This window comes from Streptomyces sp. NPDC028289, assembly GCF_055565975.1.
The window spans coordinates 584,205-601,501 of the sequence record NZ_JBVHTI010000002.1; the positions used below are offsets into that span (position 1 = coordinate 584,205).

At 69.4% G+C, this 17,297-nt stretch carries 14 protein-coding genes; 6 read left to right on the forward strand and 8 right to left on the reverse strand.

The annotated features are described in order from the left end of the window. Nucleotides 1-40: 40 nt before the first annotated feature. The 6 genes from hmgA to ACZ4UV_RS10585 form a co-directional block, all read right to left on the reverse strand. Nucleotides 41-1,378, reverse strand: a complete 1,338-nt coding sequence (gene hmgA / locus ACZ4UV_RS10560) for a homogentisate 1,2-dioxygenase (protein ID WP_450898704.1) — start codon at nt 1,376-1,378, stop codon at nt 41-43. A gap of 37 nt (nt 1,379-1,415) precedes the next feature. Next, entirely contained in the window at nt 1,416-2,603 is a 1,188-nt protein-coding gene (locus tag ACZ4UV_RS10565; RefSeq protein ID WP_467837344.1) for a thiolase domain-containing protein, read from the reverse strand. Beyond that, nucleotides 2,603-3,256, reverse strand: a complete 654-nt coding sequence (locus tag ACZ4UV_RS10570) for a CoA transferase subunit B (RefSeq protein WP_316769148.1) — start codon at nt 3,254-3,256, stop codon at nt 2,603-2,605. The genes ACZ4UV_RS10565 and ACZ4UV_RS10570 overlap by 1 nt, the downstream gene beginning before the upstream one ends. A gap of 58 nt (nt 3,257-3,314) precedes the next feature. Then, nucleotides 3,315-4,028: a CoA transferase subunit A gene (locus tag ACZ4UV_RS10575; RefSeq protein WP_467837346.1), complete on the reverse strand. Its 714-nt coding sequence runs from the start codon at nt 4,026-4,028 to the stop codon at nt 3,315-3,317. Nucleotides 4,029-4,239: 211 nt separating this feature from the next. Next, a complete protein-coding gene (locus ACZ4UV_RS10580; protein WP_467837348.1) occupies nt 4,240-5,874 on the reverse strand; it encodes a bifunctional 3-(3-hydroxy-phenyl)propionate/3-hydroxycinnamic acid hydroxylase in 1,635 nt (544 codons plus the stop codon). After that, on the reverse strand, nt 5,871-6,881 hold the full coding sequence (locus ACZ4UV_RS10585) for a fumarylacetoacetate hydrolase family protein (RefSeq protein ID WP_451021174.1): 1,011 nt from the start codon (nt 6,879-6,881) through the stop codon (nt 5,871-5,873). The genes ACZ4UV_RS10580 and ACZ4UV_RS10585 overlap by 4 nt, the downstream gene beginning before the upstream one ends. Nucleotides 6,882-7,059: 178 nt before the next feature. Between ACZ4UV_RS10585 and ACZ4UV_RS10590 the strand changes: the two genes are divergently transcribed. Continuing rightward, complete coding sequence (locus tag ACZ4UV_RS10590; RefSeq protein WP_451021175.1) at nt 7,060-7,857, forward strand: IclR family transcriptional regulator; 798 nt, start codon at nt 7,060-7,062, stop codon at nt 7,855-7,857. 166 nt (nt 7,858-8,023) lie between these two features. Here the strand turns inward: ACZ4UV_RS10590 and ACZ4UV_RS10595 are convergent, their stop codons facing one another. Then, nucleotides 8,024-9,106, reverse strand: a complete 1,083-nt coding sequence (locus ACZ4UV_RS10595; protein ID WP_388915872.1) for a lipocalin family protein — start codon at nt 9,104-9,106, stop codon at nt 8,024-8,026. Nucleotides 9,107-9,469: 363 nt separating this feature from the next. Here ACZ4UV_RS10595 and ACZ4UV_RS10600 point away from each other — a divergent pair, with 363 nt between their 5' ends. Further along, complete coding sequence (locus tag ACZ4UV_RS10600) at nt 9,470-10,135, forward strand: TetR/AcrR family transcriptional regulator (protein WP_316769136.1); 666 nt, start codon at nt 9,470-9,472, stop codon at nt 10,133-10,135. Nucleotides 10,136-10,482: 347 nt separating this feature from the next. On the opposite strand, the gene ACZ4UV_RS10605 is transcribed toward ACZ4UV_RS10600, so the two are convergent. After that, nucleotides 10,483-10,962 carry a MarR family winged helix-turn-helix transcriptional regulator gene (locus ACZ4UV_RS10605; RefSeq protein WP_316769134.1) on the reverse strand — a complete coding sequence of 160 codons (480 nt, stop codon included), beginning with the start codon at nt 10,960-10,962 and terminating at the stop codon, nt 10,483-10,485. Between the two features lie 114 nt (nt 10,963-11,076). Here ACZ4UV_RS10605 and ACZ4UV_RS10610 point away from each other — a divergent pair, with 114 nt between their 5' ends. The 4 genes from ACZ4UV_RS10610 to ACZ4UV_RS10625 all read left to right on the forward strand — a co-directional run bounded on the left by ACZ4UV_RS10610 (nt 11,077) and on the right by ACZ4UV_RS10625 (nt 17,163). Beyond that, nucleotides 11,077-11,832: an SDR family NAD(P)-dependent oxidoreductase gene (locus ACZ4UV_RS10610; RefSeq protein WP_467837351.1), complete on the forward strand. Its 756-nt coding sequence runs from the start codon at nt 11,077-11,079 to the stop codon at nt 11,830-11,832. Between the two features lie 467 nt (nt 11,833-12,299). Then, a complete protein-coding gene (locus tag ACZ4UV_RS10615; protein ID WP_316769131.1) occupies nt 12,300-14,510 on the forward strand; it encodes an MMPL family transporter in 2,211 nt (736 codons plus the stop codon). A 78-nt stretch (nt 14,511-14,588) separates the two neighbouring features. Next, entirely contained in the window at nt 14,589-15,251 is a 663-nt protein-coding gene (locus ACZ4UV_RS10620) for an NAD(P)-dependent oxidoreductase (RefSeq protein WP_316769129.1), read from the forward strand. A 397-nt stretch (nt 15,252-15,648) separates the two neighbouring features. After that, a complete protein-coding gene (locus tag ACZ4UV_RS10625; RefSeq protein ID WP_467837354.1) occupies nt 15,649-17,163 on the forward strand; it encodes an MFS transporter in 1,515 nt (504 codons plus the stop codon). Nucleotides 17,164-17,297 lie beyond the last annotated feature (134 nt).

The following is a 17,297-nucleotide window of genomic DNA, read 5'->3' on the forward strand; positions in this document are numbered from 1 at the left end:
GCCATGGGATGCGGGCCGGAAGATGTGTCGTACGGCGGTGTCAGCCCTGGAAGTGACGCTGGAGGCCGTCCCAGACCGCGTCGTAGTCCTCCTGAAGCGTCGGCAACGCGAGGGCGGCAGAGGTCGGGATGAGGGGCAGCCGGGTCTCGAACAGGAACGTGAGCCCGTTGTCGATCTTGCGCGGCTTGAGCTCTGCCGTGCTGGCGGTCTCATAGGTCTCACGGTCGGGGCCGTGCGAGGCGAAGCAGTTGTGCAGGCTGGCGCCGCCGGGGAGGAAGCCTTCGGCCTTCGCGTCGTAGGTGCCGTGCACGAGCCCCACGAACTCGCTCATGACGTTGCGGTGGAACCACGGCGGACGGAAGGTGTTCTCCGCGACGAGCCAGCGGTCCGGGAAGATCGCGAAGTCGGCGTTCGCCGTCCCGGGGATTCCGCTGGGCGACGTCAGCACGGTGTAGATCGACGGGTCCGGATGGTCGAACGAGATCGTGCCGATCACCATGAAGTTGCTCAGGTCGTACTTGTAGGGCGCGAGGCTGCCGTGCCATCCGACGACGTCGAGGGGGGAGTGGTCGTAGTCGGAGACCCACAGGTTGCCGAGGTACTTGTTGAAGACCTGCACCTCCTCGTCCCGGTCCTCGAAGGCCGCCGTCGGGTACAGGAAGTCCCGGTGGTTGGCCAGGCCGTTGGCACCGATCGGGCCGAGTTCGGGCAGCCTGAATATCTGGCCGTAGTTCTCCAGGACGTACCCGCGAGCCACACCGTCGGGCAGCTCCACCTTGAAGCGGAGGCCCCGGGGGAGGACGAGGATCTCGCCGGGAGAGACCGCGAGGACGCCGAGCTCCGTGGCGACGCGCAGACCGCCCTGCTGCGGGACGATCAGCATTTCGCCGTCGCTGTTGACGAAGTACTCGCGGTCCATCGACCTGGCCGCGGCGTACATGTGGATGGCGACACCCGACTGCGCGCGTACATCGCCGTTGCCGCCGATGGTGAACAGCGACTCGACGAACGTCTTCGGCTCGGCGGGGAATTCGTAGGGGTCCCACCGCAGGCGGTTGGGGGAGGGAGCGGCGTTCGCGATCGGGCTCGCGGTCAGGCCGCCGGCATCGACCTGCCGGAACGGGGAGTGCTTCGCGGACGGTCGGATGCGGTAGACCCACGTACGCAGGTTGTCCTGGCGCGGCGCGGTGAACGAGGTGCCGCTCAGCTGCTCGGCGTAGAGTCCCAGCGGTGCCTTCTGCGGGCTGTTGCGGCCCTGCGGGAGAGCCCCCGGGACGGCTTCGGTGACGTGCTGGTTGCCGAAACCCGAGAGATACGCGAGGTCGCGTGCGGAAGCCGGTCCGGTGATGTCGGTGAGTGACCTGTCAACTGTGGTCATGAGTACCTCCGTTAGGTGTTCGGGGCCTGGGACGGGCTCAGGTCGCCTCCAGGACGCTGACGTAGTTGGCCACCGCGAGCCCGCCCATGTTGTGCACGGCGGCGCGACGCGCTCCCGGCAGTTGCATGTCACCGGCGGTGCCGGACAGTTGCATCGCGGCCATCACGTGCTGGGAGACCCCGGTGGCGCCGACCGGGTGGCCCTTGCTCTTCAACCCTCCGGAGAGGTTCACCGGCAGGCTGCCGCCCCGGAAGACGGTGCCCTCGTCGAGCGCGACGCGCCCCTTCCCCCGAGGTGCGATCCCGAGCACCTCGTACATCACCAGCTCGGCGATCGTGAAGCAGTCGTGCAGCTCGATCAGGTCGAGGTCACCGAGTTCCACGCCGGCCATGCCTTTGGCGCGGTTCCAGGCGGCGGCGCTGCCGGCGAACTCGACCGGGTCGCGTTTGCCGGCGGGCAGGAAGTCGTTCGCCTGGCCGAAGCCGATCAGCCGGACCGGGCTCTGGGCCGCACTGCCGCTTGGCCTGGTCGTGAGGACGAGGGCCGCCGCGCCGTCGGAGACCGGCGAGCAGTCGGTGCGCCGCAACGGACCCGCGACGACGGGGTTCCTGGGCGACGTCGTGGCACAGAACTCGGGAGTGAGCTCCTTGTGGAGGTGGGCCCACGGATTGGCCAGGCCGTTGCGGTGGTTCTTCGCGGCGATCTGCCCGAGAACGTCGCCCAGGTCGCCGTACCGCTGCTGGTAAGCCTCGGTGACCTTAGCGAACAGCCCGGCGAACCCGGTGCGGGACTCCTGGCCGGCGAGTTCGTAGTCGGCCCCGAGCAGGGCGGCGCCGACCTGCTCCGCCGGGGCGTGGGACATCTTCTCGGCGCCGATCACCAGGACGGTCCGGGCGGTGCCCGCGAGGAGGGACTTGATTCCGCCGTGGACGGCCGCCGAGCCGGAGGCGCAGGCGTTCTCGACCCGGGTGGCGGGTACGCCGAACAGGCCGTCGGAGATCTGGAGGGCCAGGGACGAGGCGAAGGCCAGTGGCCAAAGGCCCGAGTTGAACTGGCCGAACCAGATCTCGTCGACGTCCCCGGCGTCGATCCCCGCGGCGGCGATCGCGTCGCGGGCGGCGGCGACGACGAGGTCTTCGAGGGACTGGTCGCGCAGTGAGCCGAAGCGCGTGTGCCCCCAACCGGAGATGACGATGTCGGTTCCGAAGGTCTGGGCGAGAGCCATCAGGCAGCCGCCTCGTACGCGGAGCCGACGGTGAACTCGGCCTCGGTGGTGGCACGGAGCTCGTCGACCGTCACCCCCGGGGCGGTCCGGGCCAGCACCAGGCCGCCCTCGACGACGTCGAGGACGGCGAGGTCGGTGATGACACGGTCCACCACGCCGACACCGGTCAGCGGGAGGGTGCACTCGCGGACGATCTTGGAGGATCCGTCCTTGGCGAGGTGGGTCGTCAGGGCGATCACGCGGCGCGCGCCCGCGACCAGGTCCATGGCTCCGCCCATGCCCTTGACGACGGATCCCGGGATGCTCCAGTTGGCGAGGTCTCCGGAGCCCGACACCTGCATGGCTCCGAGGATCGTGAGGTCGACGTGTCCGCCGCGGATCATCGCGAAGGAGGCGGCCGAGTCGAAGATGCTGCCGCCGGGCAGCACGGTGACCGTCTGCTTGCCGGCGTTGATCAAGTCGGCGTCCTCGTCCCCCTCGTAGGGGAACGGGCCCATGCCCAGGAGGCCGTTCTCACTCTGGAGGGTGACCTTCACGCCCTCGGGGAGGTGGTTGGCGACCAGAGTGGGGATGCCGATGCCGAGGTTGACGTAGGCACCGTCTGTCAGTTCGGAGGCGGCGATGGCGGCCATCTCGTCGCGGGACCATGTCATGACAGCTCCTCTTCTTCGCACGCGGCTCTTCTTCTTGCGCGGCTTGCGCGGTACACGCTCACGCGGACGTCTCGGTCCGCTGCCGCGTGGTGCGTTGTTCGATGTGCTTGACCCGGCTCGACGTCCGTACGACGCGCTGCACGTAGATGCTCGGCGTGACCACGTGGTCGGGATGGATCTCGCCCTCCTCGACCACCTCGTCGACCTCGGCCACGGTGACCCGGCCGGCCGTCGCGACGACCGGGTTGAAGTTGCGGGCGGTGTAGCGGTAGACGAGGTTGCCTGCGGTGTCCGCGCGGTGGGCGCGCACCAGCGCGAGGTCGGCGACCAGGCCCCGTTCCAGCACGTACTCGACTCCGTCGAAGGCCTCGGTCCTCTTGCCCGCCGCGACCTCGGTGCCCACCCCCGTGCGGGTGTAGAAGGCGGGGATCCCGGCGCCGCCCGCGCGGAGCCGTTCGGCCAGGGTGCCCTGCGGGTTGAACTCCACGTCGAGCACTCCGTCGAGGTACTGCTGCGCGAAGAGCTTGTTCTCACCCACGTAGGAGGCGATGACCTTGCGGACCTGACCGCCCTCGATGAGGACGCCGAGGCCGATCCCGTCCACCCCCATGTTGTTGGAGATGACGGTGAGATCCCGGACGCCCGACGCGCGGACCGCCGCGATCAGGTCGTCAGGTATGCCGCTCAGGCCGAACCCGCCTACGGCCAGGGTCATCCCGTCGGACAGCAGATCGTGCAGCGCCTCGGTGGCGGTGGGGTGAATGACAGCCATGTCGGTTCCTTTCACGGCCGGTTCGTCGGCAGAGCGGGAGGGGACGGGGGAGTCGAGGATCGGTGTGGGCGAAGGGGAGGGGACGGGAGACGCCTCAGCTGTTCCTCGCCCCGTAAGGGGCGCGGGGCTGTATCGATGTGCGGCTCCGCCGTGTGGGCGCGACCGGTCCTCACCGGCCCGCATGTTTGTCACTGTTCTTCCAGCGGAGCGCTCAGTGCCGTTCGACGACCGGCTCGGACGCGAGCACCTCTCCCCGCAGGCACAGCTCCTCCACGAGCCCGAGGGCCGCGCCCTGCGAGGTGGCCGTGCCGTAGACGTAACGGTCCGGCCGAACGACCGCCCAGGAGATCCCCAGCCGGGAGGCCCAGTCCACGAGGGTGCCGTCGAGGTCGACGACCTCCGTCACCGCCGCGTCCCCCGCCCTGGACGCCGTACGGCCGTTCTCACCACCGGTCGGTCTCCTGACGGCCACGTGTCGGGCACCGAGTGCCCGGCACGCGCTCTCGAAGAACCGCCCGGAGCCGTCGCCTGCGCCGGCCCGGGAGGCGTCGTCGTTCTCGATGCTCACTACGGCGAACCAGTCGCCGAGTACCTCGTCGAGGCGGACCCGGTCACCGCTCGCGTCCCTCACCCACGGCTGGGGGAACTGGGTGCCGGCCGCCACGTTCGGCGGCGACGCGATCAGCCCTGCCGACAGCGGCGGTATGACCTGCTGCCGTGTGGGGTCCGGACGCAGCCGGCGTGCCTCACGGAGCCGGGCGTCCCGAGCCCTCGCGCGGTCCGGATCGAGCTCGCCGATGATCTCGCCGAACGACTTCGCGAGCCCGACGACCTCGGCCACGTGCGGACGCATCTCCGCCTCGTAGGTGTCCAGCACGTGTTCGGGCCAGCCGCGCTTGGCGACGGCGTCGAGTTTCCAGGCGAGCCCGGCCGCATCCCGGATTCCGGAGCACATGCCCTGCCCGAGAAAGGGCGGCATCTGATGAGCCGCGTCGCCGGCGAGCAGGATGCGTCCGCGTCGCCAGTTGTCGGCGACCAGAGCGTGGAACCTGTAGACGGCGACCCGTGCGATCTCGAGAGCGTCGACATCGACGAAACGGGACAGGACCCTTCTCAGCACGGCATGGTCTTTGAAGTCCTGGGGGTCCTCCGACGGAAGCACCTTGATCTCCCAGCGCCGGAGCGAGCCCGGTCCGATGATGAAGGAGCCCGGCCGGGAGGGCCGGCAGTACTGCGTGGCCCTGGGGGGAAGGTCGGTGTCGGCGACGAGGTTGGCGTCGACGATCACCCACCACTCGTCGAAATCGAGATCGGTGATCGTGGGCTCGACGAGTGAGCGGGTCCGGCTCCTCGCGCCGTCGCAGCCGACCAGGAACTCCGCCTCGACGCGTTCCGTCTCTCCGTCGCGCTCCAGGACGACCACGACGGAGTCCGCGTTCTCGGCCGCGTCGACCAGCGAGGTCCCCGGTCGTTGTTCGACGTTCGGGTAGCGCTCCAGCTCCCGCCTCAACCGGGCTTCGAGCCTCGGCTGGTAGAAGAGGAAGTTGGCTTCCCAGCCCAGCGGGTGCGGAGGCGGAGCCGGGTAGAACGTCTTGATGAGCCCGCCGTCGACGCCGAGGTAGTCCGATCCCGGATGAGGGACGCACTCCTGGGCGACCTCATCGGCGACGCCGATGGCCTGGAAGGTTCTCATCACCTCGTGATCGGCGGTGATCGCCCGGGGGAGCGGGTAGACCTCGTGCGCGGGGTCCGCTATCAGGACCCTCCACCCTCTGCGCGCAAGGAGGTTGGCGAGAGTGACCCCGGTCGGGCCCATGCCCGCGATCACCACGTCGTACCGTTTCATCGCCGCTCGCCCGCGGGCTCGCCCGTCTTGTTCAGCGCGGTGATGCGGTGCTCGAGCGGGCCGAAGACCGACTCTCCGTCGGCGAAGGCCTCCATCTCGAGCACGTCGCCATGAAGGAGCCAGGGGGTGCGTACGGCGCCGTAGGTCGCGGTCTCCCAGATGCGCACCTCGGCGAGACATCCGTGCCCGCTCTCGGCGCCCTCGTTGGAGACCGCGCCCGCACCGAGGATGGTGCCCGCGGCGAGGTCGCGCGTACGAGCGGCGTGGGCGATGAACTGCGGGTACGTGAAGTACATGCCGGTGCCCGAGTCGGGTTCGCCGACGACCGATCCGTTGCGGCTGGTCCGCACCCGCAGGTGGACGCGCTCACCGTCCCACCGGGCGCCGAGCTCGTCGGGGGTCACCGCCGCGACAGCGAACCCGTTGGTCGGCTTCGCCTGGAGGAACCCGAAGCCCTTGGGAAGCTCGCTCTGCGTCAGGGTCCGCAGCGTGTAGTCGTTGAGCAGGACGAACAGCTTGATGTGGGCCGCCGCCTCCTCGACGGAGGTGCCCATCGGGACGTCGTCGAGCACCACCGCGATCTCGGCCTCGTAGTCGAGACCGAGCTCCTCCTCGGGGATCACCATCTCGTCCCGGGCCTTGAGGAAACGGTCGGACAGGCCCTGGTACATCAGGGGCTCCGTCTCCCAGTTCGGCGGCATGTCCGCGCCTCGGGCGGCCCGCGCCTTGCGCATGTGGTCGAGGTAGCCGGAGCCGTCGAGGAACTGGTGGCTCCTGGGAAGCGGACTCGCCATCTCGAGGTCGGCGACGCGCAGGGCGCCGGTGACGCCGTCCCCGTCGAGGGCCTCGCTCAGCTTCCGCAGCGGCTCCTCCACCTCGGTCCAGTTCTCGAGCGCGGCCTGGAGCGTCGGCGCGATCCCGGTCGCCGGTACGGCACGGGTCAGCGTGCGATCGAGGACGACGAGAGTGCCGTCACGGCCTCCTTCAACCAAACTGCCCAGCTTCACTGTGCGGTCCTTCCCCAGTCGTTCGGCTTCGCGCCCCATTGAAGAGACCGGTCGCGCAGGTGTCAGGAGCAGTTTCCGTTTATCGGAAAGACGGTTCCTTCCCCTCTTTCGCGTGGCCACTGCCCTGTCGCGCCACCGCCCTTGACTTCCGACGTTCAGCCGATCCACTATCCGGACCATGCCGCAGACAGGAGCCGTGGGCTCGCTCAAGCGTGGAGTCGTCGTACTGAAGGCTCTCGCGAGCGCCGGGCCCGGCGGTCTCGCGCTGACCCAGATCGCCCAGCGATGCGGCCTGCCCCACTCGTCCGCCCACCGAGTCCTGAGCCAGCTCCGCGAAGCTCATCTGGTGCACCAGGACTCGCCCGACGGCATGTACTCCCTCGGACCGCTTGCCTTCGAGCTCGGTGTCGCCGCCGCGCAGCAGTTCGACATCCGGGGCCGGAGCCGTCCCGCCCTGATCACGCTCGCGACCGAACTGGGCGACACCGTCTTCCTCATGATGCGCAGCGGGTCGGAAGCCGTCTGTCTGGAAGTCGAAAGCGGCCCGGCGCCGATCCAGGTCGTCACCCTGCGCATCGGCAGCCGCCGTCCGCTCGGTGTGGGCGCCGCCGGTCTCGCCATCCTCGCGGCCATCGAGCAACCGGAACGCGACGACGTGCTGCGGGACGTCGTGGAGCAGATCGAGCACGACTGGGGGATCACCGAACAGACTCTCGACGAGCTCGTCGCTCGAACCCGACGCCAGGGCTTCGCCCACATCGAGGACCAGATCACGGTCGGTGTCGCCGGGGTGGGCGTGCCGATCCGCGACCTGTTCGGGCAGCCGATCGGCAGCGTGGGAGTCGCGGCACCGATCAGTCGCATGCCGCCGGCCCGGGTACGGGACGTGGCCGACGCCGTGGGACGCGCGGTCGGCCACATCGAGACGCGACTTTTCGCGCACGGATCACGCGCCCGGCAAACCAGGGGATCGTGACCTCGTCGCGCGCACAGGCGGGCTGCTGCCCCATCTCGACGCCGACCCCTTGCGCGGACATGGTCACCGACCAGGGGTCCGGGGGCCCACCTGAAGAATCTCGGCGCCGTCCCTGAGGGGCGGCGCCGAGAACACCGACGACGTGGCTCGTGCGGTCAGGTGGAGGTCACGGTTGCTTCGAGGGGGCGACCTCGATGTAGGTGGTGCCGGTGACCGGGCGGTGGTCGTAGGTGCCGGAGATGGCGGCGCCGCCTTCGTAGCGGGGCCCGGTGATCACCAGTTCCTGGTCGTCGGCGTAGGTCTTGACGTTGAGCTTGGCGTGCTCGCCCGGGATGGTGATCTTCCAGCGGGTGGGATAGCTCTTGCCGGTGGTCGGGCTGGTCCAGAGGGTGGCGGTGTCGGGCGTGAGGGTCGCCTCGGCGACGGTCTGCGTGCCGTCGGGCTTCAGGACGGTCGCCCAGGTGTTCTCCTTGCTGTCCTCCGTCTTCCAGAGGCTGACCTTGTCGCCGTTGGACAGGTTGAGGTTCATCCAGCCCCAGGAGGCCTCGCCGGCGGCGACGTTGGGAAGGGGGCCCCACTGGCGGTCCAGCCAGGACTGCCCGCGGACCTTTTCGGAATGGCCCTTGAGGGTCAGCGTGCCGGAGGTGTCCATGGTGGGGAGGGCGTACTCGTAGTTCGGGTACTTGGCGTCGCCGAACATGGGGAAGTAGCCGGTCCCCATGTTGTAGAGGACGTTGCCGCGGGGGCGGAAGGTGACGTCGATGGTCCCCTCGGGGACCTTGGCGCGCAGCGTCTGTTCCTTGGCGTCGCCGGTCCAGGTGATGTTGTCGGTGTGGATGTCCACGCCCTGCCTGTCGGACAGACCCGCCCGGGCCGGGAGGGTGGCCTCCGACCTGGTGTACCAGCCGGTGTCCTCGTCGGTGATCGACACAGCTGAGGCGGCGCGTCCTTGCTTGGCGTCACCGGCGCTCAGGTAGTGGGCCAGAAATCCGTAGCGGTGGCCGCCGGCGGTCACGTGTGCGGTGACGTACCAGGACTCGTTGACCCGGTCGGGATTGGCGGTGAGGTCCGCGGCCGGGTCGACGGCGACCGGGAGGTTGGTCTGGTTCAGCCCCTTCCCGGAGGTGCTGTGTGCCGCGGCCGGGCCGGCGCCGGTGGTGGTCGCGGTGGCCGTTCCTCCCGCGACGAGGGTGAGCGAGGCGATGACTGCCGAGGCGACGGCTGCCGCGCCTACGGTGGACTTGCGCATGATGACTCCTTGTGCGGATGTCCCGCACGGATTGCGGTGTGAGTGTACGAAACGGTTTCGTACTCTCGGCGGATGCGGTTGTGTGGTGGAGGAAAACCTGTTGATGCCGGATGAGTGCTGCGCCTCTCCGATGGCGGGCGGCGCCTGTTCCTGGGTGCTTCGCGTCGGCCACCCGGAAGAATTATCCAACACCTGTAGGATTATGGGGCGCGTGGCCCTTGTCAAGTCGGTGTCCCGGCAGGGGCCGGTGCGCCAGATCCGTCACAGGTGCTGACCTGGGATGGCGCTCAGATGTGTCGATCGGGGCGGCTACGCTGGTCCGGCCGACGGGCGCGCGCCCGCACAGCCGACAGAGGAGGACACGTGGGAGGCAAGCCGACCACCACGCGACGCCCGGGCCGTCCCGGCGCGGATTCCGCCGCGGTGCCCTCGGAGCCGGACGTGCTGCTGCGAGGCCTGGAGGCGTTCGCGGAACTGGGATACGACCGGGCGTCGGCGCGGGAGTTCGCGCGCCGTCTCGGGGTCGGCCCCACCTTCATCAACGACCGCTACGGTTCCAAGGCGGCCTACTGGCGCGCGGTGGTGGACGCCGCACTCCGGGCTCAGCTCACCCGCATGGCGCCGGCCGCCCCGGGAAGCGACGACGGGGACGTGGTGCGGCAGTTCGTCAGCGAGTTCTACCGCACCACCATCGGCGAGCCGTACCTCGCCATGTTGATGGCGGATGAATCCGCACGGGACACCGAGCGGCTCGACTACCTCTACCAGAGCTACATCGAGCCGACGCTGGCCCTCGTCGCGCCCAGTGTGGAGAGGCTGATGGCATCCGGTCGCATGGCACGGGTCCCGATGGACGTCGTGTTCTTCGCCGTCATCACTCCGGTGTCAGCACTGGTGCAGGAGCCGCTCGCCCGGCGCATGGGCGGCTACGGGCACATGACGCAGGCGGACCGTCTCGCGAAGGCGGAGGCCCTGGCCGGTTTGGTGGTGGACGGCCTTCTGGCCCCGGGGGACGCCAGGCGCCGGTAGCGAGGTGTGAAACGACATGCTCCGCGAATGGGGGGCAACTCGCCAACTCACCTACGGACCACTACTGACGGCGGACATGCGAGCTGCCCGCAGACGGTGGCCCACCTGTCCAAGGTGCACGGCGTCACCGCGCCTGCCGTCCAGCCGAGTATGCGGCCGCTGACGTCCTCGTCCACTCCTGTCGTGCCGGCCGGCCGTGGGGAGCGTGGGCAGCGGGTGAACGCGGCCGGTGCGGTTCAAGAGGTGGTCAGCCCGTCCATGCGCCCACCGGACTCGGTCTCGCAGGAGTCGTAGAGCTACCGGGACCCCGTGACCTGGCGACACCCGGCGCGGGGCCCCGGGGCTGCTCAGCAGTCGGTGTCCGGGGCGAGCGCCTCGCGCTGAGCCGACAGGGCCACCCGCGTGAGGAGACGGCGGAGTTGGCGGGCGTCGTCCTCGTCGAGGTCGGCGAGCAGGCGTGCCTCGGCGAGGGAGAGGCTGTGTTGGGCGCGCTCGAGGTGGGTGCGTCCCTCGTCGGTGATCAGGACCTGGCGGGCCCGCCGGTCGCGGGGGTCGGGCCTGCGCGTGATCATCTGACGGGCCTCGAGATCGTCGAGCAGATAGGTCACCACGGTTCGGTCGAGGTTCACCTGCTGCGCGAGGGCGAGCTGGGACGGGGGCTCGCCTGCGGCCAGGGCGACCAGGACGAGGTAGCCCCGCGGTCCGCCCGGCAGGTCCTCCACGCAGCTGGTGGCCATTCGGCCGAAGGTCGAGGAGACCATGCGGATTGCCCACCCCAGCTCCGACTCGAGACCGGCTCCGTTGGCAGAGGAAGGGGATGCGCTCATCCGGTCAATGTACCGCACTTGCACAGCCCGCCAGATCGTATTGCCATCAGAACATCTGTGGTGCATAGTTTCGGGCCATGAACCCAACCTGCGCGGACAGGAAGTGAGAACGTGATGAGTGCCGGTACCCCGCTGCAGGGCAGCACCGCTCTGGTGACCGGAGCCACCGCGGGCATTGGTCGTGCCGTGGCTCAGCGACTGGCCGAGCAGGGCGCGGAGGTCGTCCTTCACGGGAGGGACCGCACCCGTGGCGAGGCCCTGGCCAAGACCATCGAGCAGGCGGGCGGATCCGCCCGGTTCGTGGCCGCGGACCTGGCCGACGCCGAGGACACACTGCGGTTGGCCGCTGAGGCGGGTGACATCGACATCCTGGTGAACAACGCGGGTGTCTTCACCGCCTTCACGCCGACCGCGCAGACCGACGCCGCCGCCTTCGACCTGCACATCGCGGTCAACACCCGGGCCCCGTTCCTCCTGGTCGGCGCCCTCGCCCCGGCCATGGCGGCCCGGGGACGCGGTTCGATCATCACGATCGGGTCGAGCTCCGTCAGGACCCCCGCGCCGATCGGCGCGGCCTACGGGGCTTCCAAGGCCGGCGTCGAGATCCTCACCCGGTACTGGGCCACCGAGTTCGGTGGCAGCGGGGTACGCGTCAACACCGTCTCGCCCGGTCCGGTGAGGACCGACGGCCTCTCCGCCGCGCTCGGGGACCAGATCGGCGTACTGGACCAGGTCAGCGCCCGAGGCCGGGCGGGCGAGCCGAGCGAGATCGCCGAGATCGTCGCCTTCCTCGCCGGCCCCGCGAGCAGCTACATCAACGGCGCGATCATCTTCGCCGACGGCGGCGAGACCAGCCGGCTGCCGGCGTGAGGAAGCCGCCGTGGAGATCTTCTCGATCGGTGCCACCGGACTCGTATGCGGTGCCGACGCCCGCCGCCTCGCGGCCGTCGGAGCATCACGTCACTCTCCTGGTGCTCACCTAGGTCGCGGCGGACGCTTCCAGGTTCCAGGGCACTACCCCGGTCTCAGGGGCCGGCCGGACCGCCTGGTACGGCGACACCGTCGGCACCCGGCCAGGTGCCTCCCCATCGCACCACCCGCGAGAAGCCGCCGAGGCGGCGAAGGGCTCCTGGCCGAGGTGGAGCCCGGCGTCCCGCCGATCTGTCGACGAGTGCCACCCATTGACTCGCCATCGCCCGCGCGCGCTGACCGGCTCCGGCTCCCGGCGGGAGCATCACGACCCCCGCACGGAGCGGGAGCGTCCCTGCCGGCGGTGAACCGGCCCTTCCGTCTATCGGCACCCGCCGAACTGCCCACCCCTGAACGTGGAGCTCGAATTGTCCACTCTTGCACGATGGTGCTATCAGCACCGGCTCGTCGTCCTCCTGCTCTGGCTCGCAGCGCTCATCGGACTCGCCGCGGTGTCGCAGGGCGCCGGAAGCGCCTACAGCAACAGCTTCTCGTTGCCGAACACCGAGTCCACCCGGGCCCTGAACCTGCTGAAGTCGTCCTTCCCGGCCCAGTCGGGTGACACGGACACCGTGGTCTGGCATGTCAAGGCCGGCTCCGTGCGCGACAGCGCGACGAAGGCGCGGATGACCGGCACCCTGGACAAGATCGCGAAACTGCCCGAGGTCAGCGGCGTCACCAGCCCCTACGGCCCGCAGGGCGCGGCCCAGATCAGCAAGGACGGCCGCACCGCCTACGCCCAGGTGAACTTCGCCAAGGTCCAGCAGGAACTCGACAAGGCGGACATCCAGCGGGTGATCGACACCGCCGAGGCGGCCAGGACCGACGGCCTGCAGGTCGAACTGGGCGGCCAGGCCATCAAGAGCACCGAGCAGACACCTCCGGCCACCAGCGAACTCGTCGGCGTGCTGGCGGCCGCCATCGTGCTCTTCGTCGCCTTCGGCTCGCTGTTCGCCATGCTCCTGCCGATCCTGACCGCGGTGGCCGGGGTCGGCACCGCCATCCTCACCACCGGCCTGCTCAGTCACGCGATGACCATTGGTGAGATCGCCCCGACCCTGTCCGCCCTCATCGGCCTCGGCGTGGGCATCGACTACGCCCTGTTCATCGTCACCCGCCACCGCAAGGGCCTGCAGTCCGGGATCGACGTCCAGGAATCCCTGGTCAGGGCGGTGAACACCTCAGGACGCGCCGTCCTGTTCGCCGGCGGCACCGTCTGCATCGCCCTGCTCGGCATGTTCGTCCTCCAGACCAAGTTCCTCAACGGCATCGCCGTCGCCTCGGCGCTGACGGTGGCACTGACCGTGCTCGCCTCGGTCACCCTGCTTCCGGCCCTTCTCGGACTGCTCGGCACCCGGGTGCTCGGCCGGCGGGCACGGCGCCGGCTGGCGGCGGGAGAGCCGCTGCCCGAGAACGCCGCCTCCGGCCCCTGGGCCCGCTGGGCGGCTGTGGTGGAACGACGTCCGCGAGTGCTGTCCCTGGTCGCACTGGTGGTGATGGTCACCCTCACCATTCCCGTGTTCTCCCTGCGCCTGGGGTCGTCCGACTCGGGCAACGACCCGGCGTCCAACACCACCCGCAAGGCCTACGACCTGCTGGCCGACGGCTTCGGCCCCGGCTTCAACGGGCCGCTGCAACTGGTCGCCCAGGCCCCCTCGGCCGAGGACAAGGCCGCCCTGACGAAACTGTCCGCCCAGCTGAAGGACGTCGACGGGGTCGCGAGCGTCGTCGCGCCGCCCGTCCGACCGGGCTCCACGGTGGGCATCGTCCAGGTGTTCCCCACCACCTCCCCCCAGGACAAGCAGACCTCCGACCTGATCGATCACCTGCGGGACAAGGTGATCCCCACGGCCGAGAAGGGCACCACCCTCAAGGTCTACGTCGGCGGAACGACCGCGATATTCAACGACTTCGCGACCGTGCTCACCGGCAAACTGCCGCTGTTCATCGTGGTGATCGTGGTCCTCGCCGGGCTGCTGCTCATGCTCGCCTTCCGCAGCCTGCTGATCCCGCTCATCGGGGCCGTGATGAACCTGCTGGCCGCCGGCGCCTCCTTCGGCGTCCTGATCGCGGTGTTCCAGTGGGGCTGGGGCTCGGACGCCATGGGGCTCGGTCGGGCAGGTCCGGTGGAGGCCTTCCTCCCCGTGATGATGATCTCCATTCTGTTCGGCCTGTCCATGGACTACCAGGTGTTCCTGGTCAGCCGGATGCACGAGGAGTGGATCCACACAAAGGACAACGCGCGAGCGGTGCGGGTCGGCCAGGTGGAGACCGCGCGGGTCATCACCGCCGCCGCCGCCATCATGGTCTGCGTCTTCATCGCCTTCGTCTTCGGCGGGCAGCGCACGATCGCCGAGTTCGGCATCGGCCTGGCCTCCGCGGTGGCCCTGGACGCCTTCATCCTGCGGACCATCCTGGTCCCGGCGGCCATGCACATGTTCGGCAAGGCCAACTGGTGGCTCCCGGACTGGCTGGACCGCAGGATGCCCCACCTCTCCGTCGACCCGCCGGACGAGCCCGTCCCAGCCCCGTCGACGGACAGCCCGGCCCCGGAGCGCGAGGCGTCCACCCGCCCCTGAGGACCGTGCCGCACAGCCCGGTGGACAAGGCATCCGGGTTCGACGTCCTCGTCTGTCCCATCTACCCAGGTGATCTCCATGACCAATCTGCTGGTTCTCGGCGGCAGTGGCCGCACCGGAACGCATGTGCTCACTCTGGCCGTGGCACGCGGCCATCGGGTCCGGGCGCTGGTGCGCAACCCCGATGCCGTCCAGCCCCCGGTCGGTGTCGAGCTGATCCGGGGCACGCCCTCGGACATCGACGACATCCGCAAGGCCGCCCAGGGCAGCGAGGCGGTGATCAGTGCGCTCAACAACTCCCGCGCCTCCGACAACCCCTGGGCCAAGCCCGTCAGCCCGCCCATGTTCATGACCGACGCCATCCGCAACACCCTGGCTGTCATGGGCGAGCAGCACATCCGCCGGATCGTCCTCACCTCCACCCAGAACTCCGGAGACGGCCGGGACCAGTTCAACCCGGCATTCAAGGCCCTCGTCAAGCTCTCCAACCTCAAGGCCAGCTTCGCCGACCACGACGGGGTGGACGAGGTCGTGCGCGCCTCCGACACGGACTGGACCCTTGTCCGGGCGGTCCTGCTCGCCGACAAGCCCGTTGTCACCCCGGTGCGGGCAGCCGAGGCCGGGACGGAGAAGCCGGGCACGCGGATCAACCGAGCCGACCTCGCCGGCTTCCTCCTGGACACCGTGGAGCAGGGCACGTGGATCCACAAGGCGCCGGTCGTGTGGAACACGGGAGGCTGACCGCCCGCGCCCGTCATCAGTGCAGTGATCGGAGGACAAGCTTGTCCTCCGATCACTGCCTTTGGTGTGGGTGACGGAACCACTTGCACCCGATCCAGGACCGACTGCCACATCACTACCGGCCGCTGGCACGGTGGCTCGGCGCGGATGTGGCCGGAAACGTACCCTTCGTAGGGCGTCGTCGAAACGGGAAAGGCCGAGAAGGCCAGGAAGTTCCGGTCGCGATGAGGAAAAGCCGCCGGTCACCAGGCCCTGCTGCCCCGCCCGCGTTCGCGGAGAGGATTCGCTCGCGAACGGGGACATTCTGAGATGTCAAAACCTGCACGACAAGAGGGCAACCGGACTGGTTGACATAGCAGAAATGTGAGTTGATATTTCAAGGACCCACGGCGTATCAATGACGACGCGTTCGGAGGACCCCTTGAGCTCGTCCACTCCCGTCCCCGCCGGCACGGTCTCCTTCCGCAGTGCCGGATGGACTCCACGGCTTGTCCTGTCCCTGATCTCCCTGGTCTGCCTCGTCGAGTCGGCGGCGTTCGCCAACATAGCCACCAACACCGCGCTTCCGCGGATCATCGGCCACTTCAACACCACCCAGGGTGGCTGGCTGGTGACGATGGCCTCCCTGGCCGGAGCCGCGTCCTCCCCCCTGTTCGGCAAGCTGGCCGACCTGCACGGCAAGCGCCGGATGATCCTGATTTCGCTGGTCGTGGCCGGCCTCGGCGAGATCCTCGCTGCGGCCGCTCCCGCGTTCTGGGTGGTGATCGTCGGCCATGTTCTGCTCGGCGCGCTCACCGCCCTGCTGTTCCTGTGCTACTCGCTGATCCGGGACGTCTATCCGAAGAAGCTCGTTCCCTTCGCGGCGAGCGTGTCGGTGACGGGCATGGGGCTGCTGCTGGTCGGTGCGCCGTTCCTGATCGGAGTGCTGATCGATCACTTCGGATTCCGTTCGGTGTACGTCTTCAACCTCGCGTGGCTGGTCGTGATGGGGGTGCTCTTGGTCCTGACCACGCCGGAGACGAGCGTGCGCCGTCCCGCGCGCATGGACGTGCTCGGTGTGCTGCTCCTGGCCGGCGGCGTCACCTTGGTCCTGCTGCCGGTGAGCAAGGGCGCGGACTGGGGGTGGGGCTCGGCCCGGGTCATCGGCCTGCTGATCGGCGCCGCGGCCGTGCTCGCGGTCTATGCCCTCGTCTCGCTTCGAATCCAGGAACCGGTGCTGAACCTGCGGGTTCTGTTCCGCCGGACTGTCCTGTTCGGCGTGCTGGGCGGGGGTCTGGGCAACAGCCTCGCGCTGGTGCTGACGACGGTGCTGGCGTTGCTGGCGATGACACCGCGGAAGCTGGGCGGCACTTACGGCCTGGGCTTCTCGGCGACCCACTTCGCCCTGGTGACGGTGCCGTTCACCCTCGCCAGCGTGGTGGCCGGCGTCGCGGTCGGCGTGCTGGTCCGGCGAGTCGGTCCCCGGCTGCTGATGTATCTGGGCCTGGGCCTGCTCACCGCCGGATCGCTGGTGCTGGTGTCCGCGCACGACACGCTGGGGAAGATCCTCGTCGCGTGCACGATCGCGGGTCTCGGGTCCGGTGCGGCGATTGCCTCCATGCCGAACCTGGTGATCGCGGGCACGTCGGCGTCGGAGCAGGGTGCGATGTCGTCGGCCGGCGGACTCAGCTCGGGCCTCGTCGGCGCCGTCATGACCACCACGGTGTTCGCCATCATGACGCCCACCGCGAAGTCCCCGGCGCCCGGTGTGCTCATCTACGGCGACTCCGGCATTACGACCGCCTTGCTGGCCGTCGCCGGTGTCGCCTTCGCCGCTCTGCTCATCGGTGTGATTTTCCTTCGCCCCCGCGACGGAGGCGTGGCCGAGAAGCAGGCGATGGCATCCGTCGAGGGAACCGCGCTGGCCGTGTAATGCGACTGGCTCGTGAGGCAGTTGGGGCGGGGGGGGGGGGGGGGGGGGGGGGGCGCGCGCCCCCCGCCGCGGGGGGGGGGGGGGGGGGTTTGTTTTTTTTTTTTTTTGTGTTTGGGTGGGTTGGGGGGGAGACG